24 protein-coding genes are annotated in these 26,626 nt (G+C 68.4%); 8 read left to right on the top strand and 16 right to left on the bottom strand.

Annotation, left to right across the window (positions count from 1 at the left end):
- Positions 1 to 97 precede the first annotated feature (97 nt).
- The 3 genes from AC1RVW_RS24035 to AC1RVW_RS24025 all read left to right on the top strand — a co-directional run bounded on the left by AC1RVW_RS24035 (position 98) and on the right by AC1RVW_RS24025 (position 2,340).
- Positions 98 to 994 carry a dienelactone hydrolase family protein gene (locus AC1RVW_RS24035; protein ID WP_081266870.1) on the top strand — a complete coding sequence of 299 codons (897 nt, stop codon included), beginning with the start codon at positions 98 to 100 and terminating at the stop codon, positions 992 to 994.
- 120 nt (positions 995 to 1,114) lie between these two features.
- Positions 1,115 to 2,017 carry a ZIP family metal transporter gene (locus AC1RVW_RS24030; RefSeq protein ID WP_493202967.1) on the top strand — a complete coding sequence of 301 codons (903 nt, stop codon included), beginning with the start codon at positions 1,115 to 1,117 and terminating at the stop codon, positions 2,015 to 2,017.
- Positions 2,018 to 2,127: 110 nt separating this feature from the next.
- Positions 2,128 to 2,340, top strand: coding sequence for a hypothetical protein (locus AC1RVW_RS24025; RefSeq protein ID WP_493202965.1), 213 nt, complete (start codon positions 2,128 to 2,130; stop codon positions 2,338 to 2,340).
- An 18-nt stretch (positions 2,341 to 2,358) separates the two neighbouring features.
- Here AC1RVW_RS24025 and AC1RVW_RS24020 read toward each other — a convergent pair whose 3' ends face one another.
- From AC1RVW_RS24020 to AC1RVW_RS23985, 8 genes are all read right to left on the bottom strand, one after another.
- On the bottom strand, positions 2,359 to 3,822 hold the full coding sequence (locus tag AC1RVW_RS24020) for an N-acyl-D-amino-acid deacylase family protein (RefSeq protein WP_493202964.1): 1,464 nt from the start codon (positions 3,820 to 3,822) through the stop codon (positions 2,359 to 2,361).
- A gap of 332 nt (positions 3,823 to 4,154) precedes the next feature.
- On the bottom strand, positions 4,155 to 5,168 hold the full coding sequence (locus AC1RVW_RS24015) for an ABC transporter ATP-binding protein (RefSeq protein WP_493202962.1): 1,014 nt from the start codon (positions 5,166 to 5,168) through the stop codon (positions 4,155 to 4,157).
- A complete protein-coding gene (locus tag AC1RVW_RS24010; RefSeq protein ID WP_493202960.1) occupies positions 5,165 to 6,196 on the bottom strand; it encodes an ABC transporter ATP-binding protein in 1,032 nt (343 codons plus the stop codon). The genes AC1RVW_RS24015 and AC1RVW_RS24010 overlap by 4 nt, the downstream gene beginning before the upstream one ends.
- Before the next feature lie 10 nt (positions 6,197 to 6,206).
- Complete coding sequence (locus AC1RVW_RS24005; RefSeq protein ID WP_493202958.1) at positions 6,207 to 7,127, bottom strand: ABC transporter permease; 921 nt, start codon at positions 7,125 to 7,127, stop codon at positions 6,207 to 6,209.
- Between the two features lie 19 nt (positions 7,128 to 7,146).
- The gene (locus AC1RVW_RS24000; RefSeq protein WP_493202956.1) at positions 7,147 to 8,082 is read right to left on the bottom strand and encodes an ABC transporter permease; all 936 of its coding nucleotides are present in this window, start codon (positions 8,080 to 8,082) and stop codon (positions 7,147 to 7,149) included.
- 30 nt (positions 8,083 to 8,112) lie between these two features.
- Complete coding sequence (locus AC1RVW_RS23995) at positions 8,113 to 9,696, bottom strand: ABC transporter substrate-binding protein (protein ID WP_493202954.1); 1,584 nt, start codon at positions 9,694 to 9,696, stop codon at positions 8,113 to 8,115.
- Positions 9,697 to 9,742: 46 nt separating this feature from the next.
- Positions 9,743 to 11,194 (bottom strand): M81 family metallopeptidase, encoded by a 1,452-nt coding sequence (locus AC1RVW_RS23990; RefSeq protein WP_493202952.1) that lies wholly within the window; start codon positions 11,192 to 11,194, stop codon positions 9,743 to 9,745.
- A gap of 34 nt (positions 11,195 to 11,228) precedes the next feature.
- The gene (locus tag AC1RVW_RS23985) at positions 11,229 to 12,392 is read right to left on the bottom strand and encodes an NAD(P)/FAD-dependent oxidoreductase (protein ID WP_493202950.1); all 1,164 of its coding nucleotides are present in this window, start codon (positions 12,390 to 12,392) and stop codon (positions 11,229 to 11,231) included.
- Between the two features lie 203 nt (positions 12,393 to 12,595).
- Here AC1RVW_RS23985 and AC1RVW_RS23980 point away from each other — a divergent pair, with 203 nt between their 5' ends.
- The gene (locus tag AC1RVW_RS23980) at positions 12,596 to 13,324 is read left to right on the top strand and encodes a helix-turn-helix domain-containing protein (protein ID WP_493202948.1); all 729 of its coding nucleotides are present in this window, start codon (positions 12,596 to 12,598) and stop codon (positions 13,322 to 13,324) included.
- 104 nt (positions 13,325 to 13,428) lie between these two features.
- Positions 13,429 to 14,697, top strand: a complete 1,269-nt coding sequence (locus AC1RVW_RS23975; RefSeq protein ID WP_493202946.1) for a M20/M25/M40 family metallo-hydrolase — start codon at positions 13,429 to 13,431, stop codon at positions 14,695 to 14,697.
- Between the two features lie 65 nt (positions 14,698 to 14,762).
- On the opposite strand, the gene AC1RVW_RS23970 is transcribed toward AC1RVW_RS23975, so the two are convergent.
- The 8 genes from AC1RVW_RS23970 to AC1RVW_RS23935 all read right to left on the bottom strand — a co-directional run bounded on the left by AC1RVW_RS23970 (position 14,763) and on the right by AC1RVW_RS23935 (position 23,288).
- A complete protein-coding gene (locus AC1RVW_RS23970) occupies positions 14,763 to 16,787 on the bottom strand; it encodes a DUF3300 domain-containing protein (protein ID WP_493202944.1) in 2,025 nt (674 codons plus the stop codon).
- 163 nt (positions 16,788 to 16,950) lie between these two features.
- The gene (locus AC1RVW_RS23965) at positions 16,951 to 17,592 is read right to left on the bottom strand and encodes a DUF3299 domain-containing protein (RefSeq protein ID WP_081266943.1); all 642 of its coding nucleotides are present in this window, start codon (positions 17,590 to 17,592) and stop codon (positions 16,951 to 16,953) included.
- A 2-nt stretch (positions 17,593 to 17,594) separates the two neighbouring features.
- Entirely contained in the window at positions 17,595 to 18,857 is a 1,263-nt protein-coding gene (locus tag AC1RVW_RS23960) for an ABC transporter permease (RefSeq protein WP_081266856.1), read from the bottom strand.
- Positions 18,854 to 19,600, bottom strand: a complete 747-nt coding sequence (locus AC1RVW_RS23955) for an ABC transporter ATP-binding protein (RefSeq protein ID WP_285412001.1) — start codon at positions 19,598 to 19,600, stop codon at positions 18,854 to 18,856. The genes AC1RVW_RS23960 and AC1RVW_RS23955 overlap by 4 nt, the downstream gene beginning before the upstream one ends.
- 4 nt (positions 19,601 to 19,604) lie before the next feature.
- Positions 19,605 to 20,183, bottom strand: a complete 579-nt coding sequence (locus AC1RVW_RS23950) for a DUF2796 domain-containing protein (protein ID WP_285412000.1) — start codon at positions 20,181 to 20,183, stop codon at positions 19,605 to 19,607.
- Positions 20,180 to 21,088 (bottom strand): sulfurtransferase, encoded by a 909-nt coding sequence (locus AC1RVW_RS23945; RefSeq protein ID WP_493202940.1) that lies wholly within the window; start codon positions 21,086 to 21,088, stop codon positions 20,180 to 20,182. The genes AC1RVW_RS23950 and AC1RVW_RS23945 overlap by 4 nt, the downstream gene beginning before the upstream one ends.
- A 54-nt stretch (positions 21,089 to 21,142) precedes the next feature.
- Complete coding sequence (locus AC1RVW_RS23940; protein WP_234382721.1) at positions 21,143 to 22,075, bottom strand: DMT family transporter; 933 nt, start codon at positions 22,073 to 22,075, stop codon at positions 21,143 to 21,145.
- A 73-nt stretch (positions 22,076 to 22,148) separates the two neighbouring features.
- Positions 22,149 to 23,288 (bottom strand): aromatic ring-hydroxylating oxygenase subunit alpha, encoded by a 1,140-nt coding sequence (locus tag AC1RVW_RS23935; RefSeq protein ID WP_081266852.1) that lies wholly within the window; start codon positions 23,286 to 23,288, stop codon positions 22,149 to 22,151.
- Between the two features lie 230 nt (positions 23,289 to 23,518).
- Here AC1RVW_RS23935 and xseB point away from each other — a divergent pair, with 230 nt between their 5' ends.
- The 3 genes from xseB to dxs are packed head-to-tail and all read left to right on the top strand — an operon-like array spanning position 23,519 to position 26,581.
- Entirely contained in the window at positions 23,519 to 23,785 is a 267-nt protein-coding gene (gene xseB / locus AC1RVW_RS23930; protein WP_081266851.1) for an exodeoxyribonuclease VII small subunit, read from the top strand.
- Positions 23,782 to 24,705, top strand: a complete 924-nt coding sequence (locus AC1RVW_RS23925; protein WP_493202937.1) for a polyprenyl synthetase family protein — start codon at positions 23,782 to 23,784, stop codon at positions 24,703 to 24,705. Before xseB ends, AC1RVW_RS23925 begins: the two co-directional genes overlap by 4 nt.
- Positions 24,706 to 24,727: 22 nt before the next feature.
- The gene (gene dxs / locus AC1RVW_RS23920; RefSeq protein WP_493202935.1) at positions 24,728 to 26,581 is read left to right on the top strand and encodes a 1-deoxy-D-xylulose-5-phosphate synthase; all 1,854 of its coding nucleotides are present in this window, start codon (positions 24,728 to 24,730) and stop codon (positions 26,579 to 26,581) included.
- Positions 26,582 to 26,626 lie beyond the last annotated feature (45 nt).

Genomic DNA, 26,626 nt, shown 5'->3' with positions numbered 1-26,626 from the left:
TTCCGGGCATGGAGGCCGCCGGCCGAATACCGCCTACATTGCGGCGGTGCGTTTTTCGCGCATCCCCCTTGTTCGACGATTCCACTGGAGCCTCCCCATGTCCCTTGACGACAGCCGTTCCGACTTCGACTCGCTTCGCCCCGGCGAGAGCACAGGGCAGGGCGCCACGCGCCGCACCGCGCTCAAGGCCGCCATCGGCGTGGGCTATGCCGCGGCCGTGCTGCCGGTCGCCGCGCAGACAGCCGTCGCCACATCGTCCGAGGGCCTGAAGGCCGGCCCGATCAAGTACACCGTCAACGGCTTCGAGGTGCCCGCCTATGCGGCGGCGCCCGAGGGCAAGACCGGTCTGCCGGTGATCCTCGTCATCCAGGAAATCTTCGGGGTTCACGAATACATCGCCGACACCTGCCGCCGCTTCGCCAGGCTGGGCTACCTGGCCATTGCGCCGGAGCTCTACGCGCGCCAGGGCGATCCGCGCGGCTACACCGACATTCCCAAGCTGCAGGCCGACATCGTCACCAAGGTGCCCGACGCCCAGGTCATGGCCGACCTCGACGGCGCGCTGGCCTATGCCAAGGCCCACGGCGGCGACACCAGCAAGGCCGGCATCACCGGCTTCTGCTGGGGCGGGCGCATCACCTGGCTCTATGCCGCGACCGGCAAGGTCAAGGCGGGCGTGGCGTGGTACGGCCGGCTGGTCGGCCAGGCCAGCGAACTGACCCCGAAGCACCCCGTCGACATCGCCGCCAGCCTGCAGGCGCCGGTGCTCGGCCTGTACGGCGGAAAAGATCAGGGGATCCCCCTTGACACGGTTGATAAGATGAAAGCTGCTCTGGCCAATGGGACTCCGGCGGCCAAGGCTTCGAGCTTCGTCGTGTACCCCGAAGCAGGCCACGCGTTCCATGCCGACTACCGCCCCAGCTACCTCAAGAGCGCGGCGGACGACGGCTGGCAACGCGCCACGGCCTGGTTCAAAGCCAATGGCGTCGCCTGAACACGGCGCCCTGTAGCCACCCCCGCCGAAGGCCGTCCGATGTGACGGCCTTTTTCTTTTTTATGATCGGGCAACGGCCCCGAGACCGTCTCGGTGGCCGCCCCTCTTGCGCAAGCAGCTATGAATTTGATAGTCATCATCGTGGCAACCCTGGTTGCCGGTATCGGGAGCGTCTGGCTCGCGGCCCTGTTGCTGAAAGTGGGCGTGCGCACTGGTTCGGGCGGCGTCAACCCGCAGCACCTGCTGAGCCTCGCGGCGGGCGCGCTGCTTGCCACCGCCTTCATGCATCTCCTGCCCGAAGCCTTCGAAAGCGGCATCGAGCCCGCGCTGCTGTTCGCGGTGCTGCTGTTCGGGCTGGTCTTCTTCTTCCTGCTCGACAAGGCCGAGCTTTGGCACCACGGCCATGAACACCACCACGGCGGCGGGGCCGACGCGCATGCGGGGCACGACCATGGCCACGATCACGGGCACTCTCACGGCCATGCCCACGGCCACGACAACACGCCGCGCACAGGCGGCTGGGCCGTGCTGACCGGCGACAGCGTGCACTGCTTCGGCGACGGCATCCTGATCGCCTCGGCCTTCACCGCAGACATCCGCCTGGGCCTGGTTGCAGCCATCGCCGTGCTGGCGCACGAGATTCCCCACCACATCGGCGACCTCGTGGTGCTGCGCCAGAGTTCGGCCAACCAGCGCGCGGCGCTGGTGAAGGTGTCGCTCGCCGGCACCATGACCACGCTCGGCGGCATCGTGGGCTGGTGGCTGGTCGACCAGTTGCACGGCTGGCTGCCGTACTTCCTGGTGCTGGCCGGCAGCAGCTTCGTCTACGTGGCGCTGGCCGACCTGATTCCGCAGTTGCAGAAACGCCTGCCGGCCCGTCAGACGGCGGCGCAGATCCTGTGGCTGGCCGCGGGCATCGTGCTGGTCACCGGCGTGAGCCGGCTGGCCCACGGCGAGCATGGCCACGATCACGGCCACAACGACCCCGGGCACGGCGAACACGGCCACGTGCACAAGGACTGACGCGCCCGGCGGGAAACGTTCCGACACCGACGCTGCGTGCCGGATGAACCGGAACGGCTGAAACAGGCGCACCATAGGGGGCCTGTCAGCAATCAGCCTAGGAACCGATCATGAACAACGTCGACGCCACCGCGCGCTCCGCTTCGCCCTCAGACGACGATGAGGACAACACGCCAGCCGACGACTTCGATGAGATAGAGAGCGATGCCTCCGACGACCTGTCGGATGAAACCGGCATCGATCTCACCGATGCGAGCGAACTCGATGCCGACAACGTGCCGGCGGACGAGGAATTCGATCGCGTGATGAACGCCCCCGACTGAACGAGTCCTTGAAGGGGGTCAGGCCGCCTTCGTCTCGCGCCGCGTGATCACCTGCCCATTGCGCGCACCGCTGTGCACGCCGTCGCGCCAGGTCACGGCCCCGTTCACGATCACCGCGTCGATGCCTTCGGCTGGCTGCATCGGCGTTTCGTAGTTCGCGGTGTCGCGCACCGTCGCGGCGTTGAAGATCACCACGTCGGCGTGGTGGCCCGGCTTGAGGGTGCCGCGTTCATGCAGGCCGAAGTTGCGGGCGGTGAGGCCGGTCATCTTCCACACCGCCGTTTCGAGCGGGAACAGGCCGATGTCGCGGCTGTAGTGGCCGAGCACGCGCGGGAAAGTGCCCCACAGGCGCGGGTGCGGCTTGTCGCCCAGTGGAATGCCGTCGGAGCCGATCATGGTGTCGTCGAACGCGAGGATGCGCTGCACGTCGTCCTCGTCCATCATGAAATAGATCGCGCTGCCGGGTTGCAGCCGCTGCGCGGCCTCTTCCCCCGACACGCCCCATTCTGCGGCGATGTCCTTCAGGTCGCGGCCGGCGCACTCGGGGTGCGGCACGCTGGACGCGATGAGCACGCGGCCTTCCATCATTCCGCGGTCGGTGCGGATCATGGTGGAGCCGGCGGTGTAGGGGTAGCAGTCGAGCCCGATGCACTGGTGCCGCATGGCCTCCTTGATGAAGGGCAGCGTGACCTTGGTCTTGCCGAAGTTCTGCGTGTTCTGCACCTTGTGGTGCGACACCACCACGGGGATGTCCAGCGCACGGCCGATCTGGAAGGTTTCTTCGAGCGATTCCATCACGCGGTCGCTCTCATCGCGCATGTGGGTCACGTACAGCGCCTTGCGCGCGCTGAGCGGGCGGCCGACTTCGATGATTTCCTCGGTCGTGGCCTTCACCGCAGGCGGGTAGAAGGTGCCGGTCGACATGCCGATGGCGCCGGCCTGCATGGCTTCTTCGACGAGGGCCTGCATGGCGGCGATCTCGCTGTCGTTGGCGGGGCGGTCGAGGTCCGCCATGACGACGGCGCGCAGGGTCGAGTGGCCGACCATCGCGGCGACGTTGACCGAGGAGGGGGTGGCGCGCAGTGCGTCCAGGTAGGCGGCAAAGCTGGTGAAGCGGCCTTCGGCGGGCGACTCGAGCAGGCTCAGCGGCATCGGCAGGTCCATGTCGATGCGCAGCGGCGCGGCGCTGATGCCGCAGTTGCCGGCGACCACCGTGGTCACGCCCTGCGAAACCTTGAACGGCATCTGCGCCTGGGACAGCACGGCCTGGTCGTCGTGGGTGTGCGAGTCGATGAAGCCGGGTGCGACGATGCGGCCGGTGGCGTCGATGGTCTGTTCCGCGGTGTGGCCTGCGAGGTTGCCGATGGCGGCGATGCGGCCGGCGGTGATGCCCACGTCGGCGTCGAAGCGCGGCGCCTTGGTGCCGTCGATGACTGTGCCGCCGCGGATCAGCAGGTCGTAGTGGGGTGTGGGTTCGGTCATGTCGGGTCCTTTCGTGTTTTTTTGGGCGTTTTTTCCTTGGTGCTCTGGTTCAGGGTGCGTGCACAGGCCGCCGGGTACTCCACTCCGCGAATGTCCCCCGGCCTGCGGCCTCCTCCTTTATTTCGCTGCGGGGAGTACCCGGCGCCCTGTGTACATGGACGCAGCGCTTGTGCGAGCCAATCAACCAGGGCTCTGAACGATCGTGCCGGCGGGGTGCCTTGCGCAGCGAAATAAAGGAGGAGGCCGAAGGCCGGGGGACATTCGCGGAGCAAGGTACCCCGTCGGCACGATCGCACCCCGAACAACCGACCTGAGGAACAAGCAAAGTCATCTCAGCGGAAATGGCAGGCAACCCAATGCCCGCCATTGGAAGAAGAAGGGCGCTCACCGAGCTCGGGCACCTTCTCCTTGCACACCGCCTGCGCCATCGGGCAGCGCGTGTGAAAGCGGCATCCCGAAGGAGGATTGGCGGGGCTCGGCGGATCGCCCTGCAGCAACATGCGCCGCGCGGGCGTGCGCGGGTTGGGTACGGGCACGGCCGACAGCAGGATCTCCGTGTATGGATGCAGCGGCGCCGAGAACAGCGTGTCGCGGTCCGCGATCTCGACGATGTGCCCGAGGTACATCACCGCCACGCGATGGCTGATGTGCCGCACCACCGCAAGGTCGTGCGCCACGAACAGATAGGCGATGCCGAATTCGGACTGCAGGTCCATCAGCAGGTTGACCACCTGCGCCTGCACCGACACGTCGAGCGCGGACACCGGCTCGTCGCACACGATCAGCTTCGGGTTCAACGCCAGCGCGCGTGCAATGCCCAGCCGCTGCCGCTGGCCGCCCGAGAACTCGTGCGGATACTTCTTCGCCGCCTCCGGCCGCAGGCCCACGCGCGAGAACAGCCACTGCACGCGCTCGCGCCGCTCGGCCGCGCTGCCGCCCGTGCCGAGGTTGCTGAAATTGCGCATCGGCTCGGCCACGATGTCGCCGGCGGTCAGGCGCGGGTTCAGCGAGGCGTACGGGTCCTGGAAAATGATCTGCAGGTCGCGCCGGCGCATGCGCATGTCTTCGGACGAGAGCGTCAGCAGCTCCTCGCCCTCGAGCTGCACCGAGCCACCGCTGGGCTCCACCAGCCGCAGCACCGACTTGGCCGTGGTCGTCTTGCCGCAGCCCGACTCGCCGACCAGCGACAGCGTCTCGCCGCGCGCCACCGAAAAAGACACGCCGTCGACCGCCTGGATCGGCGGCTTGCGAGGGCTGAGCCAGCGCTTGGGCGCGGTGTAGTGCTTGCGCAGGTCGCGCACCCGCAGCAGCGGTGCGCTCGCCGTGGCCGTGGTCGTTGTCGTCATGCCGTCACCTCTTCCACGCCGGCCCATTGTTCTTCGACCGCGAAGCAGGCCACCACGTGGTCGCCGCCTTGCAGGGTGAGTTGCGGCGCCTCGGCGCGGCAGCGTGCGCGCGCGTGGCTGCAGCGCGCCGCGAAGGCGCAGCCGCGCCCCAGCTCGTGCGCGGCGGGCACCAGGCCCGGTATCTCGGTAAGACGCGTGCTCGCGGTGTTCATCGCGGGCATCGAGGCCATCAGCGCGCGGGTGTAGGGGTGCAGCGGGCGGTCGAACAGGTCGACCACGTCGGCTTCCTCCACCTTCTTGCCGGCATACATCACCACGACGCGGTCGCAGCTCTCGGCCACCACGCCCAGGTCGTGCGTGATCATCACCACGCCCATGCCCAGCTCCTTCTGCAGCCGCTTGATGAGGTCGAGGATCTGCGCCTGGATGGTCACGTCGAGCGCGGTGGTCGGCTCGTCGGCGATCAGCACCTCGGGGTTGCAGGCCAGGGCCAGCGCGATCATCACGCGCTGGCGCATGCCGCCGGAGAGCTGGTGCGGGTACTCGTTCACGCGGCGCTCGGGCTCGGGGATCTGCACCACGCGCAGCATTTCTACCGCGCGCTTCAGTGCGTCGGCGCGGCTGGCCTTCTGGTGCAGCTGCACCGTCTCGGCGATCTGCCGGCCCACGGTGAGCACCGGGTTCAGCGACGTCATCGGCTCCTGGAAGATCATCGAGATGCGGTTGCCGCGGATCTGCCGCATCTCGCCTTCGCTGAGCTGCATCAGGTCGGTGCCGCGCATGCGCACGGCGCCCATGTGGCGGCCCGGCGGCGTCGGCACCAGCCGCAGGATGGACAGTGCCGTCACGCTCTTGCCGCAGCCCGATTCGCCGACCACGCCGAGCGTGCGGCCGGCGCGAACGGTGTACGAGACGCCGTCGACCGAGCGCACCACGCCCGCCAGCGTGTGGAAGTGGGTGCGCAGGTTGTCGACCTCGAGCAGCGGCTCGCCCGGGGCGAGCGCGGTGTGGGACATGTGGATCGTCATGGCATGTCCTTCACAGTTGCCGCGCCAGGCGGGGGTCGAGCGCGTCGCGCAGGCCGTCGCCGAGCAGGTTGATGGCCAGCACCGTGGCCGCCAGCAGCAGCCCCGGGTACAGGATGATGTGGAAGGCCACGGTCACGAAGTTGCGGCCCTCGGCCATCATGTTTCCCCAGCTCGGCGTCTGCGAAGGCACGCCCACGCCGAGGAAGGACAGCGCCGCTTCCGTCAGCACCGCGGCCGCCGCCACGAAGGTGGCCTGCACCACCAGCGGCGCCACGATGTTCGGCAGCACGTGGCGCACCAGGATGGTCGGCAGCCGCGTGCCCACCGCGTGCGCGGCCTCCACGAACAGCTGCTCGCGCAGCGTGAGCGCCAGCGAGCGCACCAGCCGCACCACGCGCGGGATCTCTGGCACGGTGATGGCGATGATCACCGTCGTCAGGCTGGCGCGCGTCACCGCCATCAGCGCGATGGCCAGCAGGATGCCGGGGATGGCCATGAGCCCGTCCATGACCCGCATCACGGGGCCGTCGGCCCAGCGCACGAAGCCCGCCACCAGCCCCAGCGCGATGCCGAAGAAGGTGGCCAGCACAGCGACCGTGGCGCCCACGATCATCGACACCTGGCCGCCCCATACGGCGCGGCTGAACACGTCGCGGCCCAGCGCGTCGGTGCCGAACCAGTGCTCGGCCGAGGGCGGCTGCATGCGCGCGAGCGGGTCGATGTCCTGCGGATCGTGCGTGGCGATCCACGGCGCGGCAATGGAAAGGGCGGCAATCGCGATCAGCAGCAGCGCGCCGATGATCAGCGTCGGGTGCTTGCGCACCCAGCGAAAGCGCGGCGGCACGAAGGGCGCTTCGTCATCGGCCGGGGCGGCCGAGGCAGCCGAGTCGGCAGGGGCTTGTGCGGTGTTCAAGGGAAGGACCGTGGACATTGCGTGGGGTTCTTCTTCGTCAGTACTGGATTCGCGGGTCGAACAGGCGGTAGCTCAGGTCGATCAGCAGGTTGATCAGCACGTACACGCCCGCCGACAGCAGCAGCACGCTCTGGATCACCGGGTAGTCGTGCCGCTGCACAGAGTCGATCACCAGCCGGCCCACGCCGGGTATGGCGAACACCGTCTCCGTGACCACCACACCGCCGATCAGCAGCGCGATGCCCGCGCCGATGGTGGTGGCGATGGGAATGGCCGCGTTGCGCAGCGCATGCCCCAGCACCGGCAGCACGCCCAGGCCCTTGGCGCGGGCGGTGCGGATGTAGTCCTCATGCAGCACCTCGAGCACGGTGGCGCGCGTCATTCGCGTCACCAGCGCGATGTACACCAGCGCCAGGTTCACGCAGGGCAGCACCAGCGAGCGCAGCCATTCGCCCGCGCCGTCCGCGAAGCGCACATAGCCCTGCACCGGAAACCACGGCAGCTGGATGGCGAAGCTGTACACCAGCAGGTAGCCCACCAGGAACACCGGCACCGAAAAAGCCAGCACCGCGAACAGCATCACCAGCCGGTCGATCCAGCTGCCCGCGCGGTAGGCCGCGAGCGTGCCCAGCGGCACCGCCACCACCAGCGTGATGAGCATGGTCAGCGCGGCGATCGACACCGTGGGCTCCAGCCGCTGGCCCAGCAGCTGCGCCACCGGAACCTGCGTGAAGATCGATGTGCCGAGGTCGCCGGTGAACAGCTTGCCCAGCCACAGCCTGAACTGCTGCCACAGCGGCAGGTTCAGCCCGAGCGTGGCGCGCAGCTTCTCGATGTCTTCGGTGGTGGCGAGGTCGCCCGCGATGAGCGCGGCCGGGTCGCCCGGCGACAGGTGGATCAGCAGGAACACCACCACGGCCACCACCGCCATGACCGGAAGCGTCGAGAGAAAACGTCGAACGATGTAGCCCATGGAATGACCCGCGTGCGCCGTTCGGGCGCGTTATTTGTCGAGCGCCCAGAACACCGGCATGCCGGCCCAGAGCTTGTCCAGCCCCTTGAGGCTGGAGCGCGCGGCATACGCGGCCGAGTACTGGCCCGCGTTGATGTACGGCACGGCCTGGTACGCGCGGGCCTGGAAGGCGTCGAGCAGTTCCTTGCGCTTGGCGGGAGCGGTCTCTTTCAGCCAGGCGGTGCGCAGCTCGTCGAGCGGCTTGTCGCAGGGCCAGCCGGGCAGGGTGTTGCCGCAGGCCGCGCCCAGGTAGGCGTTGGCGATGGGCGAGTTGGCGTCGAACTCGCCGGCCACAGTGACGTACATGTTCCAGCCGCCGGCATCGCCCGCGTCGCGCTTGGCGCGGCGCGCGCCGATGGAGGCCCAGTCCATGGTCTGGGCATCGACGTTCAGGCCGATGCTCTTCATGGTCTGCGCGGCCATCAGCGCCTCGGCGTTGAGGTAGGGCACGTCGCTGGGCACCATCAGCACCACCTTCTCGCCCTTGTAGCCGGCGTCGGCGAGCATCTTCTTGGCCTTGGCCACATCGGCCTTGCGGTAGGGCTCGGCGCCGGCGGAGGTCTCGTTGGGGCTGCCGCAGATGAAGTAGGTGGCGCAGTAGGCCATGCGCATGTCCAGCGGAAAGCCCATGCCCGCCATGAAGCGCTCCTGGCTCACACCCTGCAGCAGCGCCTGGCGCACCTTCGGGTTGTCGAAGGGCGGGTGCAGCTGGTTCATCACCAGGAAGGCCTGGTAGGCTCCGCCGGAGCCGATCTTGACGTTGGAGTCGGTGCGCAGCGGTGCGATGTAGTCGGGCGGCAGCTGCTCGATGAAATCGACCTCGCCGCGCTTGAGCGCCGACACCGCGCTGTTGGCGTCGGGCAGGTAGAGCCATTCGATGCGATCGAAGTTGCTCTTCTTGCTGCCCGCCAGGCCGTTGGATGGCTCGCTGCGCGGCACGTAGTTGGGGTTGCGCACGAACACCGTCTTGTTGCCCGGCACCCATTCGTCGCGCTTGAAGATGAAGGGGCCGGAGCCCAGTACTTCAGGCAGCGGTGCGGAGGCGGGCATCTTGGCCAGCCGCTCGGGCAGGATCACCGGCGGAAAGCCCGAGGGCTTGGCCAGCGCGTCGAGCACCATGCCGAAGGGCTCGTTCAGCGTGAGCGTGAGGGTGCGCGCGTCGGTCGCCTTCCATTCGGCGCCGACGGCCGTCATGGCGCGGCCCAGGCTGTCGCGCGCGGCCCAGCGCTGCAGCGAGGCCACGGCGTCGGCCGCGGTCACGGCGCTGCCGTCGGAGAACTTCAGGCCCGGGCGCAGGGTGAAGCTCCACTGCTTGCCGTCTTTCGAGGTGGTGTATTTCTCGACCATCTGCGGCTGCGGCTTGCCGGTGGAGTCCTGCGCGAACAGGGTGTCGTACACCATGTACCCGAAGTTGCGCGAGATGTAGGCCGTGGTGAAGGTCGGGTCGAGGATCTTCAGGTCGGCGTGCGCCACCACCTTCAGGGTCTTGGGCTGCGTCTGGGCCAGTGCCGGGAAGCTCGCCGCGCAAGCGGCAAGACCCAGGGCTGCAAAGGCGGCAAGCGTTCGTCGTTTCATCGTCGGTTCTCCGGTCGGTGGGGGCGAAAGAAAGGCAGGAAGAAAATCAGGCCGCGACGCCGATCGGCCACTTGGGCAGGCGTGCCTTGCGGTAGGGCAGCGTCGTGAGGTCGAGCGTCACGGCGCCCGGCGCGCCCGCGTAGATGACGTGCTTCGCCACCTTGGCGTACGACGCATAGAAATGCTGCGAGGACTTCACGACCACGATCTTCTTCGCGGCCAGGTCGCAGCCCAGTTGCGTGAACAGGTCGGTGCCCATGGCCTGGTTGCGCCGCGTGATCAGCACGATCTCGATGCCGCCTGCCTCGACCAGCGCGCAGTCGCCCATGGCCGTGGGCGTGTTCGACAGGCCCGTCATCACCAGGTCGTGCATCAGCGCCTTCACGGTGCAGTCAAGGTCGAGCGGGTCGCCCGACAGCGGGCTGATCTTGCCGCCGATGCGCATCTGCAGCCTGGCGCCCACGCCCGCGTCGAATGCGATGCGCACCGCGATCGGGTCCCACATCGGGCCCAGAGCCGCGTTGGTGATGCCGCGCTCCAGCATGCGGCGCAGGATGAAGGTGGAGTCGCTCGCCGCGCCGCCGCCGGGGTTGTCGGCACCGTCGGCCAGCACCACCGGGCCGCCGTCGAAGGCCAGTGCTTCGTCGAGCGAGGCGTCGATGCTGGGGTAGTTGACCGTGAGGCCGTCGCGCATGGCGATGACTTCGTCTGCCAGCTGGCGCGCCAGCGCATCGGCCTTGGCCTGGTCGCCGTCTGTGTACACCAGCACCTTGGTGCCCATCTCGGGCACGTCGCCCCACGAGAAGCCGTGCGTGAGCGAGACAGAGAGCACGCCGTCCTTTCCTTCGAGGGCCTGCATGCGCTCGACGAAGCTGCGCGCCGGCTCGCGCGAGGTGTGCACGGTGACGATGATGTCGCAGTCGACCATCGCATGCACCGGCTTCACCTTGCCCTCGACTGCCGCGGCGCAGATGTCCACCAGCTCCAGCCCGCGCTCGAGCACGTCGGTGTGCGGATATTCCTTGAAGGAGACCATCACGTCGGCGTTGTCGACCATCGCGGGCGTGAGGTGGTTGTGCGGATCGAGCTCCGCACCGACGACCACGTCGGGCCCGACGATCTGCCGCACGCGCTGCAGCATGTCGCCTTCGCAGTCGTCGTAGCCGTCGGCCACCATCGCGCCGTGCAGGCCGAGCAGCACCATGTCCACCGGCAGCGCGGCGCGCAGGTCGGCGAGCATTTCCTCGCGCAGCGTCTCGTAGGCGTGGCGGGTGGTGATGCCGCTGGGCTGTGCGCCGGCCACCATGCCTTCGAGCAGCGTCCAGCCCTTTTCCTTGCCGCGGATGCGCGCCGCCCACAGCGGGCCCGAGTAGATCGTCAGCGCATCGGGATGCTGGCCGGCGGGGAAGTAGCCGCGGTCCTTGAAGGAGGCGAGGCCGGTCGGCATCGGGCCGAAGGTGTTGGTCTCGGTGGCGAGGGAGGCACTGAACACACGCATGGATGGTCTCTTTTGTGGTTGTGGGTTTTTCTGTTCAGGCAGCCGCGGCGGCGGTGCGCAGCCGCTGCGGGCCCAGCATCTCGGCCGTGAGCCCGAAGTCCGCGATGCGCTGCGGCAGCGGCAGGCCGCGCGCCAGCGCGGCGCAGGCCTCGCCCATGGCGGCGGAGGTCTGGATGCCGTAGCCGCCCTGCGCGGCCACCCAGAAGAAGCCGGGCGCGGCGGGCTCGAAGCCGCCCACCAGGTCGCCGTCGGCCACGAAGGAGCGCAGGCCCGCCCAGGTGCGCGTGGGCCGGCGGATGCTGAGCGTGGTGGCTTCCTCGATGTGGTGGATGGCGTAGGCGATGTCCAGCTCTTCGGGCTGCACGTCCTGCGGCTCGACGGGGTCGGCGTTGGCCGGCGAGCCCAGCAGCATGCCGGCGTCGGGCTTGATGTACCAGCTCTCGTCGGCGCCGAACACCATCGGCCAGTGGGCCACGTTCTCGCCCTCGGGCGGCGCGAAGATGAAGGCAGAGCGCCGGCGCGGCTCGATGCCCAGCGGCGGCACGCCGGCCAGGCGCGCGATGGTGTCGACCCATGCGCCGGCCGCGTTGAGCACCACGGGGGCTTCGTACACGTTGCCGCCGGCCGTGATGCGCCAGACGTCGCCGGTGCGCTCGATGGCCGTCACGCCCGCATCGCACACCAGCTTGCCGCCGGCCTGCCGCATGCCGCGCAGGTAGCCCTGGTGGATGGCGTGCACGTCCATGTCGGCCGCGTCGGGCTCGTACACCGCGCCCTGCACCTGCTCGGGCCGCAGCGCGGGCACCAGTTCGCGGGCCTGCTCGCCGGTCAGGCGCGAGGCGCCGGTGTCCATGGCGCGCAGCACTTCCCAATGGGCTTCGAGCTCGGCCATGTGCTCTGCGCCCGCGACCATCATGGCGCCGCGCGGCGTGAGCAACGGGTGCTCCGAGAAACCTTCGGGCGGATGCTCGAGGAAGGCTCGGCTGGCCATGGTGAGGGCGCGCACCTGCGCCGTGCCGTAGCTTTCCATGAAGAGCGCGGCCGAGCGGCCGGTGGAGTGGTAGCCCGGCTGGGACTCCCGCTCCAGGAGGATCACGCGGGCGTGCGGCGCGAGCCAGTGGGCCACCGAAGCCCCGGCAATGCCGCCGCCAATCACAAGGTAGTCGGCCACGAGGGGCGCTGGTGTATTGGAAGTCATCGGCGAAAAGTGTAGGAACAAATTTGCGGATACGCAAATTAAAAAAGGCCGACCAAGGGGAAACCATGGTGCACCGTCGTGGTGAAATTTGCGTTCACGCAATTTGCGGATACGCAACTTCCGGGCCCGGCGAGCGCCGCCCCGCATGGATGGGGCGGCACCGGGCTGGCAGAATCTCCCTGCATCACAAGAGAAAGCCAAGCGTGAATCCACACACAGGGACCAAGCCGGCGACCAGGCCGAAGGACGAGCCGCCCACGCTGGACCGCACCACTTTCGGTCATCGCCTGCGCAGCGCGCGCAAGCGTTTCGGCTGGACGCTGGCGCAGCTTGCCGAGCGCTCGGGCGTGTCGATCACCACCATTTCGCGCGCGGAGCGCGGCCAGCTCGCGCTGGGCTACGAGAACTTCACCGCGCTGGGCCGCGCGCTCGAGATGGACATGAACGCGATGTTCGCGGGCGCCGGCGTCAAGCCCGCGCAGCTCGACGGCCCGGTGGTCACGCGCGCGGGCAAGGGCGTGGTTTACCGGGGGCTTGCGATTGCCTACGAGTTCCTGGGCACCACGGCGGCAGGCAAGCAGATGAGCCCCATCGTCGGCACGGTGCACGCGCGCCGCATCAACGGGCCCGAAGATTTCGTGCGACATGCGGGCGAGGAATTCGCCTATGTGCTGTCGGGCGAGATCGACGTGCACTTCGACAACGGCGAGGTGGTGCGCCTGTCGCGCGGCGACTCGCTGTACTTCGACAGCCGCCTGGGCCACGCCTACGTGAGCGTGAGCCGGCAGCTCGCGCGCATCGTCGGCATGACGATCGGCGAGAGCGGGCACATGCAGTCGGCACGCGAGGCTCCTGCGCTGAAGCCGCCGCGCATCGCCAAGGCGAAGGCCGGGCAAACCGCGAAGAAGCAGGCGGCCCGCGGCAAGGGCTGAGAGCCGGCAGGCGGCAGGCGGCAGCGGGTGTCGCCGATTTGCTGGCCGCCGGCGAAGCGGCCGATATGCTGTGCGCCGCTCATCAACCAGAGTCGACAACACACATGACCCAGCACTCTTCCTTCTTCGTCCTCCGCTCCATTGCCGCTGCCTGCGGCCTTGCATTCGGCGCCATGGTTGCCGCCCACGCCGCACCCGACGCCAGGCTGCTGGCCGCCGCCGAGAAGGCGCAGCCGGCAGTGATCGACAACCTCAAGGAAATGGTGCTGATCGAATCGGGCAGCCTCAACGTCGACGGGCTGCTCAAGATGGCCGACGTGGTGGAAGGGCGCCTGAAGGCTGCCGGCTTCAAGACCGAGCGACGCAAGGCGACGGCCGGCGCGGGCGCCGACATCGTGATCGCCACGCTCAAGGGCACGGGCAAGCGCAAGATCATGCTGCAGGGCCACATGGACACGGTGTACCCGGCCGGCATCCTGAACGGCCAGCCCTACAAGGTCGACGGCAACCGCATCTACGGCCCCGGCATCGCGGACGACAAGGGCGGCCTCGCGGTCATCATGGCCTCGCTGAAGATCCTGGCCGACGCCGGCTGGCGCGACTACGACACGCTCACCGTGGTGATGAACCCCGACGAGGAAGTGGGCTCGGTCGGCTCCGGCGAACTGATCGCGACCCTGGCCGACCAGCACGACACGGTGCTGTCGTTCGAGCCGACGGCGGCCAAGTCGGTGGCCAAGGGCGAATCGCTGCTGCTTGGCGCGGCCGGCATCGCCACCGCCACGCTCGAGGTGAAGGGCCGCGCGGCGCATGCCGGCGCCGCGCCGGAGCTGGGCCGCAATGCGCTGTACGAGCTGTCGTACCAGATGCTGCAGACCAAGGACCTCGCCAAGGACATCCCCGGCGTGACGCTCAACTGGACCGTGGCGCGCGCCACCGGCCCGCTCAACCAGATCACCGAGAAGGCGCAGGCACAGGGCGACGTGCGCATCATGCAGCCCGGCGCGGAGAAGAAGCTCAACGAAGCGCTGCAGGCCAAGGTTGCGGCCGGCAAGCTGATTCCCGACACCGAGACCACCGTGAAGGTGGAAGTGGGCCGCCCGGCCTTCATTGCGGGCGAGAAGGGCCGCGCGCTGGCCGAGAAGGCGCATGCCATCTACAGGGAAATCGACCGCGACCTCGCGCTCACGCCCATGACCGGCGGCGGCACAGACGCCGGCTACGCAGGGCGCTCGGGCAAGGCCACGGTGGTGGAGAGCTTCGGCCTCGCGGGCTTCGGCTATCACGCACGCGACGAATACATCGAAGTCGATTCGATCGTGCCGCGCATCTACCTCGTCACGCGGCTGCTGACCGAGATCGGCAAGAACTGATCGAGCCTTGATGAAAAAAGAGCCGGCCTGCGCAAGCAGCCGGCTCTTCGTTTATCAGGGAATCATCAAGGATGCTGCGGCGGCTGTCCCGGCTCGCCGGGGCGGGGTGGGCGATGGGCGGCCGCGGCCGCGGCCACGCGCTGTTGTTGCTGTTGCGCCTGTTGCTGGGCGTGCTGCTGCTGTTGCTGCGCCTGTTGTTGCTGCTGCCGCATCTGGGCCTGACGCGCCTGCTCCTGCTGCATGTGCTGCTGCTGTTGTTGCATTTGCTGCTGCTGGCGTTGCTGCTGCATCTGCATTGCCTGTTGCTGCTGTTGATGGGCTGCCTGTTGCTGAGCTTGCTGCTGCTGGCGGCGCATCTGCTCCATCTGTGCCTGCTGTTGCTGGCGTGCCTGGTTCTGCGCCTGTTGTTGCTGCTGCTGCTGTTCCCGCTGGTGCTGGAGCTGCTGCTGTTGTTGCTGCTGCGCCTGGGCCTGAGCCTGAGCCTGCTGCTGCGCACGCGCCTGCTGCTGGGCCTGCTGTTGCTGCATCTGCTGGCGCCTTGACTGTTCCTGCTGCGCCTGTGCTTGTGCCTGCTGCGCCTGTTGTTGCTGGCGTTCCTGGCGTTGCTGTTCGCGCTGTTGCTGCTCATGCTGCTGCGAGCCCGGTGGCTGGCCCGCGAAGCGGGCCGGCTGGTGCTGTTGCTGCGCCTGCTGTTGCGCCAGTTGTTGTGCCTGCTGGGCCTGTTGCTGGCGGCGCTGCTGGTCTTGTTGCTGCTGTTGCTGGACCTGTGCCTGCCGCGCTTGCTGCTGCTGTTGCTGCAATTGCTGCGCGTGAAGCTGCTGGGCCTGCTGCTGCGCACGCTGCTGTCCCTGTTGCTGCATCTGCTGCTGGCGCAGCAGGGCTTCCTGCTGGCGTGCCTGCTGCTGTTGCTGCTGTTGGGCCAGCGCGGCTTGCTGCTGCATCTGCTGTTGCTGCTGCGGCGCAAAGCCGGGAGCGGCAGCGAAGTTGGGTGCGGCGGCGCCTGCCGGCAGTCCGCGCGGTGCACCGTTGTTGTTGTAGACGTTGCGCACGTTGGTCACGCTGTTGACCACCGTGGTCGAGCGCGAGACGTAGGTGTTGTTGTTGTAGACCACCGCGGGGCGGTAGGCCGGTGGCGGCGGTGCGCCGGTGTCTCGGCCGCGCCAGCCCGGTGCGCCCCAGTTCATGTTCCACGAATGCCAGCCCCAGTCGTGGCGCTCCAGCGCGGCGCCGACCACCACGCCCGCACCGAACGCCAGCGCGCCGGCCGCGAGCACTTGCCCCTGGCTGTAGCCCGGCGCCACCTCGACCGCCGGTGCATAGGCATAGCCCGGATACACGGGCTGGGGCGTGCCGTAGATCACTTGCGGGTCATAGGCGGGCACGTACACAACGTCGGGCTGCACGGGCTCGATGGTGATGTACTGCGGCGGCGCCTCGATCACGGGCGGGCCGCTGTAGTACACCGCCTGCGAATCCGCAGCGGGTGCGTAGTTGCGCGGCGGCGTGGTCGCCGCGGTGACCACGCGCAGCTTGTCGTTGTTCTTGAGGCGGCCGGCCTTGGCCGCGCGCTGCCGCATGACCTGGATGGCGTTCATCACGTCGGTCGGGTCGTTGTAGTAGGCCTTGCCCAGCGATTCGGTCCACGGAATGTTGGCCGCCATCTGGTTGACCACGCTGCGGAAAGCGGTGAGCGACTTCACGCTCGGGTCCCAGGGTTGCTGGTTGGCCGCGTCGGCGAGCGGACCGGCCTTGAGGTTCGGGTTCTGCGCAAGCCAGTCGTGCGCGGCGGTGATCTGTTCGGGGTAGGTGGCGCCGGCAAGGATCTGCGCGATCAGCTTGTCCGGATAGAGCGCAATGGGTGCGACCATTTCATAGAGCTTGTCGGCCGAGGGCGGCGTGTAGGCCACCGGCACCGCGGCGGGTGCGTTGTTCTGCGGGACCGAGGGCGCCGGGATCGACGAGGCGGCAGGGTCGACGGCGGCAGCCGGCGTGCCGGGTGTCTTGTTGTCGCAGCCGGCCAGGGCAATGGCCCCTATGCACAGCGAAATCGTAAGGAGCCGCGGGACTGTTGGACGATGGTTTTTTGTCATCTGGAGTTCCTTTTTGCGCCGGTGTCGTGCCCGGAACTCTTTCAACGGCGCGCGGCAACAGGCGATGACAGAGCCTGCGCCTCGGATGCAACGGTCTGTGTCGGCGGCGCGCCGTCAACACTGTCGGCGCGGGACCACAGGCCGCTGCTGCCGGCCTGAAGACCTACTTGGCGCCGCCCGTGTACTTGGTCACGTTGGCCGCGCTGACGTGGTAGCCGCTCACGCCCATCATGGAGTCGTTGCGCAACGTCTGCAGCTTGCCGGTGACCCACACGGTGTCCATGGCGCGGAACTTGGCACCCTTCTGCGGCACCACGTGCAGGATCTGGTTGGCCGGCGGCGGCGGTGTGTGGATGCAGGCGCCGAAGTAGGGCACCAGCAGGAATTCGGTGACCTCGCCCTTGGCTTCCTCGAGCGGCACGATGAAGCCCGGGATCTTGACTTCCACGCCGTTCATAGCGGCATTGGTCGGTGCGTTGTTCGACACCTCCTGCATCTTCATGAGCAGCTCGTTGGCGCGCGGGTCGCCGTCATCGAGGGCGCTCAGGTCCATGCCCTTGAACTCCTTGGCCGGGTCCCAGTCCTTGGGCACCAGTTCTTCCCAGGTGATCTGCCGCGGCTGGCCCGGCGTGGCCTTGGCGGCCGCAGGGGCCGCTGCCGCCTTGCCGCCCAGCGGGTTGGCGGCGGTGGTGTCCTTGGGTGCGGGGTCTGCGGCCCAGGCCGCGGCGGCAAGGCCGGCGCCGGCAAGCAGCATTGAAAGCCGCATGAAAGGCTGGACCGTGGGTGTCTTCTTTGCAATGCGCATGTTCATATCCTTGGGGAAAGGCCGTCCGCCAGCGAGAGGCGGTAGGCGCGGATGCCAGGCAAGAGGCTTGCCAGCCAGCCCGCGACCAGCAGGCTCGCCATCAGCAGCCATTCGTTCAGTGTAGGTTCGGAAAGGCTCAGTGTCAGCCCGAACTGCGCCTGCAGCCATGGCGAGAGCAGGGCAATGCCCAGCACCGCCATCACCACGCCGAAGGCCACGCCCAGCACGGTGACCATCGCGCCCTCGAGCGCGAGCAGTGCCAGCACGTGGCGCAGCCCGGCGCCCACGGCGCGCAGCACGGCGAGTTCGCGGCGGCGTTCGTTGAGCCCCGCCATCACCACCGACACCAGCCCCGCGAGGCTCACCAGCGCGACCAGCGCCGACATCAGCAGCAGCGCGTTCTCGCCGATGCCGATCACGCTCCAGAGTTCGTCGAGCGCCACGCCGGGCAGGATGGCCATCAGCGGTTCGCCGGTGTAGGTGGAAATCCAGCGCTGCACGCCGAACACGGCGGCGCGGTTCTTCAGGCCCACCAGCGCGGCCGTCACGTTCTTGGGCGTGAGGTCGAACTTGCGCACCTGCTCTGCCGGAATGTGCACGCCGGGCATCGGCGCGCCGCCCACCCATTCGAGGTGGATGGCTTCCATGGCCGGCAGGCCGATGTGCACCGTGCGGTCGACCGGCGTGCCGGTGCGCGCGAGCACGCCCACCACGGTGAAGGGCTTGTCTGCATGCTCGGCCACGTTGAGTTCGCCGCTGCCGTGCGCGAGCGTGATCTTCTGGCCCACGTGGTAGCCGAGCTTGTCGGCCACCTCGGCGCCGACCACCGCGTCGAAGAGTTCGCTGAAGGGCTTGCCTTCGCGCATCTTCAGCAGTTGCCGGTCGCCGTAGCGAAAGCGCGTGAAGTACTCGGGCGAGGTGGCCAGCACCGCGAAGCCGCGGTGCGAATCGCCCAGCGACAGCGGCACCACCCAGTCGACGCCTGGGTGCGCCTGCAGCGCCTGCACGCTCTTCCACGAGATGTTGTTGGTGGCCGCGCCGATGCGGAACACCGAATACAGCAGAAGCTGCGTGGAGCCGGTGCGCGCGCCCACGATCAGGTCTGTGCCGGACACGGAGGACGCGAAGTTCTCGCGCAGCTCGGTGCGGATGCGCTCCACGCCCAGCAGCAGGAAGGTCGACAGCGCGATGGAGAACACCGTGAGCGCGAGCGTGAAGCGGCGGTTCCATGCACTGCGCCAGGCAATCGAGAACAGCGCCTTCATGCGTCCACCGCCATCGCGCTGCTCGCTGCGCGGTTGATCTCGGGCAGCAGCACGTGCCGCACGAAACGCTGTGCGATGCGCTGGTCGTGGCTCACGAACACCAGCGCGCTGTGGTTCTGCGCGCAGGCCGTCAGCAGCACGTCGAGGAAGGCTTCGCGGCGGTCTTCGTCGAGCGCCGAGGTGGGCTCGTCCGCGATCACCACCTCAGGCTGGCCGATGAGCGCGCGCGCCGCGGCCACGCGCTGCTGCTGCCCGACCGACAGCTGCAGCGCCTGCCGCTTCCACAGGTTGCGGTCCAGGCCCATCTGCGCGAGCAGGTGCTCGGCTTCTTCGCGGGCGCTGCCGTTGCGTGAGGCCTGCGCCTCGCGCCGCGCGGAGAAGCGGCAGGGCAGCAGCACGTTGTCGATCACGCTCAGGTACGGCAGCAGGTTGAACTGCTGGAAGATGTAGCCCACGTGCGCCACGCGGCTGCGGTCGCGCTGGGTGCCCGAGAGCTTCGACCAGTCGTGGCCTAGCAGCGTGACGCGGCCTTCGTCGGCCACCAGCACGCCGGCCAGCAGCGACAGCAGCGTGCTCTTGCCGCAGCCGCTGGGGCCGTGCAGGAACACCGATTCGCCGGCGGTGATGCGAAAGGCCTCGATGTCGATGCACGGCGTCTTCACGCCGGGCCATGAGAAGCGCAGCGCTTCTGCGGCAAGCACGACGCGCAATGGCGTCGTCTCGCCCTGCGGGAAGTTGCTCACAGCGTCACTTGCCCCAGCTCAGCCGGACCGGCTGCGACGCCTGAGCGCCGGCGGGGCGCTTGAGCTGGCGCTTGAACTGGCCTTGCGCGGAGGCGATCTGCGAATCGATCTGGCGCAGTCCCTTGAACGCGCCGAACAGGTTCACGTCGATGAACTTCGCGGCGGACGCATTGGTGCAGTTGAAGGAGAAGGTGGCGTCGAGGTCGGCATGGCCGACGGGCTCTGCCGGGTCGGGGTTGCCCAGGCCCAGCGCGCCCGAGCGCAGGTCGACCGGGCCCAGCTTGCAGTTGGCGGCCGGGTCGACCACGAAGAGCTTGTCGGCCGCGCGCAGCACGGCCACGGCGTCTTCGACGGCTTTTTTCTCGGCGTCGGTCTTGGGCGCGCGTTCGAAGCCGACGATGTTGTCCAGCGGGGACTCCATGTCGATCACCACCGTGGGGCCGTCGACGGCCACGTCGAGCTTGAGCTGGCCGTGCACATGCGCATGCTGCTGCTGTGCCTGCGCGGAAAGGAACGGGGCGGCCGCGAACAGCGCGGCTGCCATTGCGAGACCGGTGGTGCGTCGGAGTCGGGTGTGCTTCATGGTTCAGCGCCTTGCCGGGTCGGCAGCCCCGGCGTGTTGCTCCATTCGCTCCAGCTGCCGGCATAGAGCGCGGTCGTCCCGAACCCCGCGATCTGCATCGCGAGCAGGTTGGGCACGGCGCTCACGCCACTGCCGCATTGGTGGACGACGGTCGCCGGGTCGCGTCCCGCGAGCAGCGTTTCGAACTCGGCACGCAATTGCGATGCCGGCTTGAACTTGCCGTCCGGTCCGATGTTCTCGGCGAAGGGCCGGTTCAGGGCCCCGGGGATGTGACCGGCAATCGGGTCCAGAGGTTCCACCTCTCCGCGGTAACGTGCACCGGCGCGTGCGTCGATCAGGTTCTGGTCAGGCTGGCCGAGCCGGCGCAGCACGGTGTCGGTGGTCACGAGCTTTGCAATGGGCTCGCCCGTCACGAAGTTCGACTGGAAGCGCGCGGGCTCCTCGCGGTCGGTCACCTCGCCGCCCGCGGCCTGCCATGCCTGCAGCCCGCCGTCGAGCACGGCCACTGCGTCGTGGCCCATCCACTTGAGCATCCACCACAGGCGGCCGCAGTAGTTGGCGCCGTTGCGGTCGTACACCACGGCCTGCATGTCGTTGGCAAAGCCGATGCCCGAGAGCCAGGCCGCGAACTTCTCGCGGCTCGGCAGCGGGTGGCGCCCGCCGGATGCGGGCACGCCGTCTTCCTGCGCTGTCACTACTTCGCCGTGAGCGCCGGGTACGCCGTGCTTCGCGCTGAGGTCGGTGTCGAGGTTGGCGTACAGCGCGCCCGGAATGTGCGCGGCGGCGTACTGCTGCGCGCCGGCTTCGGGCTTCATGAGGTCGAAGCTGCAGTCGAACAGCATGAAGGGCTTGTCGCCGGCCTGCAGTTGGCGCAGCTGTTCGACGGTGACGAGGTTGGTGTACATGGCGTTTGTCCTTCGTTGCCGGGGCCTGCACAGGCCCGCTTGATGCGTTTCAGTTCAATGTTCTTCGGCCGGTGCCTTGGGCACCGCCCGCTGCCGCAACACAGTGGCGGCAATGCCGCTTGCGATGATAAGAGCCATGCCGCCCCAGCCTGCGGCGTCGATGCGGTCGTTGAACAGCACCACGCCGTAGAAGGCCGCGAACACGATGCCCGAATACTGCAGGTTGGCCACCACCAGCGTACCTGCCTGGGTCTTGGCGGTGGCGTAGGCGCGGGTCATGCAGAGCTGTCCGAGGGCGGCGAGCAGGCCGATCGGCAGCAGCCACAGCGCATGCTGCCATGTCCACGAGGCACCGCCCGAAAACCCCGTGGCGGCCGTGGCGAAGGCCCCGGCCACGGCCGAGCCCACCGCGAAATAGAACACCGTGCGCAGCTCGGGCTCGCCGATGCGCGACAGCGCCACCACCTGCATGTAGGCGAAGGCGGCGGTCAGGCCCGACAGCAGGCCCAGCATGCCGGCGAAGCCTTCGTTGCCGCTGACCGTGGGCTTGAGCATGAGCACGACGCCCGCGAAGCCCGCGAGCACCGTCATGGCCAGCGTGCCCTGCAGCGGCGGGCGCTCCACCCGGCCGTCGCGCCCGGGCACCGGCACCCAGGCCAGCAGCGCGCCGCCGACCAGGAAAGCCGCGACCCACACGCTGCTCATGTAGTTGAGCGTGACGGCGGTGGCCAGCGGCAGGTGGGCGATGGCATAGAACCATGCGCCGAGCGAGATCACGCCGATGGTGCTGCGCCAGGCGTGCATGCCGGGGTAGCGGGTGGCGAGCGAGACGCCGCGGTTGCGCGCCAGAAGCCACAGGAACACGATGCCGATGAGGCCCCGGCCCAGCACCATCTCGCCGCTGTTGAACCACTCCGAGGCGATTTTCACGACCACGCTCATCGTGGCGAACAAAAAGGCGCCGAGCACCATCCAGAGCGCTTGCATCGTCAGTCAGTCTCGAAAACTAGAGGGAAATAAAAAAGCCCGATGGTTCCATCGGGCCGTGGGCGGCAGGGGCTCAGGGCTGCTGCATCGCAGCCTTGTACCACTCGTGGAACTGCTGCATGCCGTCTTCCATGGGGCTCTGGTAGGGGCCGGTCTCGTTGTCGCCGCGCAGCATCAGCGCGCGGCGGCCCGCGTCCATGCGCTCGGCGATCTCGTCGTCTTCCACGCAGGTTTCCATGTAGGCGGCCTGCTGGGCTTCGACGAATTCGCGCTCGAAGGCGACGATTTCCTCGGGGTAGAAGAACTCGACCATGTTGAGCGTCCTGGTCGGGCTCACCGGGTGCAGCGTGGACACGGTGAGCACGTGCGGATACCACTCGACCATCACGTGCGGGTAGTAGGTGAGCCAGATGGCGCCGTACTTCGGCGGTTTGCCGTCGCGGTACTTGAGCAGCTGCTCCTGCCACTTCTGGTAGATCGGGCTCCCCGCGCGGCCCAGTCGGTTGGCCACGCCCACCGTCTGCACCGAATAGCGCGGCTTGAACTCCCAGCGCAGGTCGTCGCAGGTGACGAAGCTGCCCAGCCCCGGGTGGAACGGGCCGACGTGGTAGTCCTCGAGGTAGACCTCGATGAAGGTCTTCCAGTTGTAGTTGCACTCGTGCAGCTCGACGCGGTCGAGCGCGTAGCCCGAGAAATCGAGATCGGCCTGCGGGCCGAGGCCGGCCATGTCGGCAGCCACGTCGGGGCCCGAGCCGTCGGCGTTCTTCTCGAACAGAAGGCCGTTCCATTCGGTCAGCGGGTAGTTGTGCAGGTTCAGGCAGGGGTCCTGCTCGAAGTGCGGCGCGCCGATCAGGGTGCCCGTGGTGCGCGGGTCGCTCGCGGCGTAGGTCCAGCGGTGCAGCGGGCAGACGATGTTGCCGCCGGTCTGGCTCTCGAGCCGGCCCCGGCCCTGCAGGATCAGGGCCTGGCGGTGGCGGCAGACGTTGGAGATCAGCTCCACGCCCTTGGGCGTGTGGACCAGCGCGCGGCCCTGGTGCTCCTGCGGCAGGGTGTGGAAATCACCCTGTTCGGGCACGGCCAGGCGATGGCCGACATAGCGGGGCCCTCGCGCGAAAAGGTTTTGCATTTCGCGGGCATAGAGCGCCTCGTCGAAATACGCGGAAACTGGAAGTTGGCTCGCGGCCTGCTGCAGTTGAAGACTTAAATCAGACATGGAGGACCTGACCAAGCTCCCCACAGGGAGAAAAAGGAAAAAAGAACGGAAAGGCGCCGCCTGGATGGCTCGGCGGCCCGAAGAATGTGCTGGCGTTGCCAACGAGAGAAGTTCGCATTGTACCCGGGGGGCATCTTTTGGCTCGGTCCGTGCCGGGGTGGCCCGCAGGCGGTGGCCGCTTGTTCCCGTCCCAGTCCTAAAATGCCCGGTTTCACCCACGTTTCGCTTGCATGCCCAAGGTGCCAACCCCTTCCTCGTCCAGCCCGGCGGCAACGCCTGATACGGGCCCGCTGCCCGCCAGTTACGAAGCCGGGCTCCAGGAGCTGGAGAAACTGGTTGCGGAACTCGAATCAGGCCAGCTGCCCCTCGACCAGTTGCTCGTCAGCTACCAGCGCGGCGCCGCGCTGCTCGCCTTCTGCCGCGACAAGCTGCAGGCGGTCGAAGACCAGATCAAGGTGCTCGATGCGGGCAGCCTGAAGGTCTGGACTTCCGAATGAGCGCGGCCACGACCACGGCTCCCCCCCGGTGGGACGCAAAGACCCTGGCCGGCTGGTGTGATCCCCATCTGGCGAACGTCGAGGCGGCGCTCTCGCGCTGGGTCGGCGTCGACGCCCCCGTGCTGCTGGGCGACGCCATGCGCTATGCCGTGCTCGACGGCGGCAAGCGCCTGAGGCCCCTGCTGGTGCTGGCCGCCAGCGAGGCCGTCGGCGGCAACAAGGCCGCCGCGCTGCGCGCCGCCTGCGCCACCGAGCTGATACACGCCTATTCGCTGGTGCACGACGACCTGCCCTGCATGGACAACGACGTGCTGCGGCGCGGCAAACCCACGGTGCACGTCAAGTTCGGCGAGGCCGACGCCCTGCTGGCCGGCGACGCGCTGCAGGCACTGGCCTTCGAGCTGCTCACGCCTGAAGGCGATGAGATCCCCGCGGCCACCCAGGCCCTGCTGTGCCGCCTGCTCGCGCGCGCCGCGGGCAGCCAGGGCATGGCCGGCGGCCAGGCCATCGACCTGGCCAGCGTGGGCATCGCGCTCGACGAAGCGCGGCTGCGCGAAATGCACCGCCTGAAGACCGGCGCGCTGCTGCAGGGCAGCGTCGAGATGGGGGCCGCATGCGGCGCTGTGTCGCCGGCCGCGCTGGCCGCGCTGCGCGACTACGGCGCGGCCATCGGCCTCGCGTTCCAGGTGGTCGACGACATCCTCGACGTCACGGCCGATTCGCAAACCCTGGGCAAGACCGCCGGCAAGGATGCCGCGGCCGACAAGCCCACCTACGTATCGCTGCTCGGCCTCGACCGGGCGCGCGCCCAGGCCCGCCAGCTGCTGGCCGACGCGCTCGCCGCGCTGGAAAACAGCGGCCTGGCCGACACCGCCGCCCTGCGCGCACTGGCCCACATGGTGGTCGACCGCGATCGCTGAGAGAAAAGAACAAACCTCCCCCATGGCTGCTCCGCTGCTTCCCACACTCCACGACCCCGCGCCGATCCGCAAATACGACCGGGCGCAGCTGCGCCAGCTGTCCGACGAGGTGCGCGCCTGCGTGCTCGACAACGTCTCGCGCACCGGCGGCCACCTGAGCTCGAACCTCGGCACGGTCGAGCTGACGGTCGCGCTGCACCACGTGTTCAACACGCCGCACGACCGGCTGGTGTGGGACGTGGGCCACCAGACCTACCCCCACAAGATCCTCACCGGCCGGCGCGAGCGCATGCCCACGCTGCGGCAGATCGGCGGCATCTCGGGCTTTCCGCAGCGCAGCGAGAGCGAGTACGACACCTTCGGCACGGCCCATTCGTCGACCAGCATCTCGGCCGCGCTGGGCATGGCCATGGCCGCCAAGCAAAAGGGCGAGGACCGCCACACCGTGGCCATCATCGGCGATGGCGCGCTCACCGCCGGCATGGCCTTCGAGGCGCTGAACAACGCGGGCGTGTGCGACTGCAAGCTGCTCGTGATCCTGAACGACAACGACATGTCGATCAGCCCGCCGGTGGGCGCGCTCAACCGCTACCTCGCGCAGCTGATGAGCGGCAATTTCTACGCCGCCGCCAAGAGCGTGGGCAAGAGCGTGCTGCGCAACGCGCCGCCGCTGTTCGAGCTGGCCAAGCGGCTGGAGCAGCATGCCAAGGGCATGGTGGTGCCGGCCACGCTGTTCGAGCAGTTCGGCTTCAACTATGTCGGCCCCATCGACGGCCACGACCTCGATTCGCTGGTGCCCACGCTCGAGAACCTCAAGCATCTGGAAGGCCCGCAGTTCCTGCACGTGGTCACCAAGAAGGGGCAGGGCTACAAGCTGGCCGAGGCCGACCCGGTGGCCTACCACGGCCCCGGCAAGTTCGATCCGCAGGTGGGGCTGGTCAAGTCCACCGCCCCGGCCAAGCAGACCTTCACGCAGGTGTTCGGCCAGTGGCTGTGCGACACGGCCGCCGCCGACGGCCGCCTCGTGGGCATCACGCCCGCGATGCGCGAGGGCTCGGGGCTCGTGGAGTTCGAAAAGCGCTTCCCAGGCCGCTACTACGACGTCGGCATCGCCGAGCAGCACGCCGTGACCTTCGCCGCCGGCCTGGCCTGCGAAGGGCTGAAGCCGGTGGTCGCCATCTACTCGACCTTCCTGCAGCGCGCCTACGACCAGCTGATCCACGACGTGGCCATCCAGAACCTGCCGGTGGTGTTCGCGCTCGACCGCGCGGGCCTCGTGGGTGCCGACGGCGCCACGCACGCGGGTGCCTACGACATTCCGTTCCTGCGCTGCATCCCGAACATGAGCATCGCGTGCCCGGCCGACGAGCGCGAGTGCCGCCAGCTGCTGTCCAGCGCCTACGAGCAGAGCCACCCGGTGGCGGTGCGCTATCCGCGCGGCTCGGGCGCTGGCGTGGCGCCGCACCTCACGCTCGACGCACTGCCCCTGGGCAAGGGCGAGATCCGCCGCGAAGGCAAGCGCATCGCGGTCCTCGCCTTCGGCACGCTGCTGTATCCGGCGCTCGCGGCAGCCGAGTCGCTCGACGCCACGGTGGTCAACATGCGCTGGGCCAAGCCGCTGGACGTCGAACTGCTGCTGCAGGTCGCGCGCACGCACGATGCCATCGTGACGCTGGAAGAGGGCGCCATCATGGGCGGCGCCGGCAGCGCGGTGCTCGAGGCGCTGCAGGCTGCCAACGTGCAGAAGCCGGTGCTGCAGCTGGGCTTGCCCGACCAGTTCATCGAGCATGGCGATCCGGCGAAGCTGCTGGCCGGCATCGGGCTCGATGCGGCGGGTATCGAGAAATCCATCGCGGACCGCTTCGGCGGCAACTGACCCGCATTCGCTCCTTCCCCCTCTGGGGGAAGGCTGGGATGGGGG

The organism is Variovorax sp. MPBD4-3, from assembly GCF_058809745.1.
This window is presented reverse-complemented; position numbering and strand designations above follow the sequence as displayed.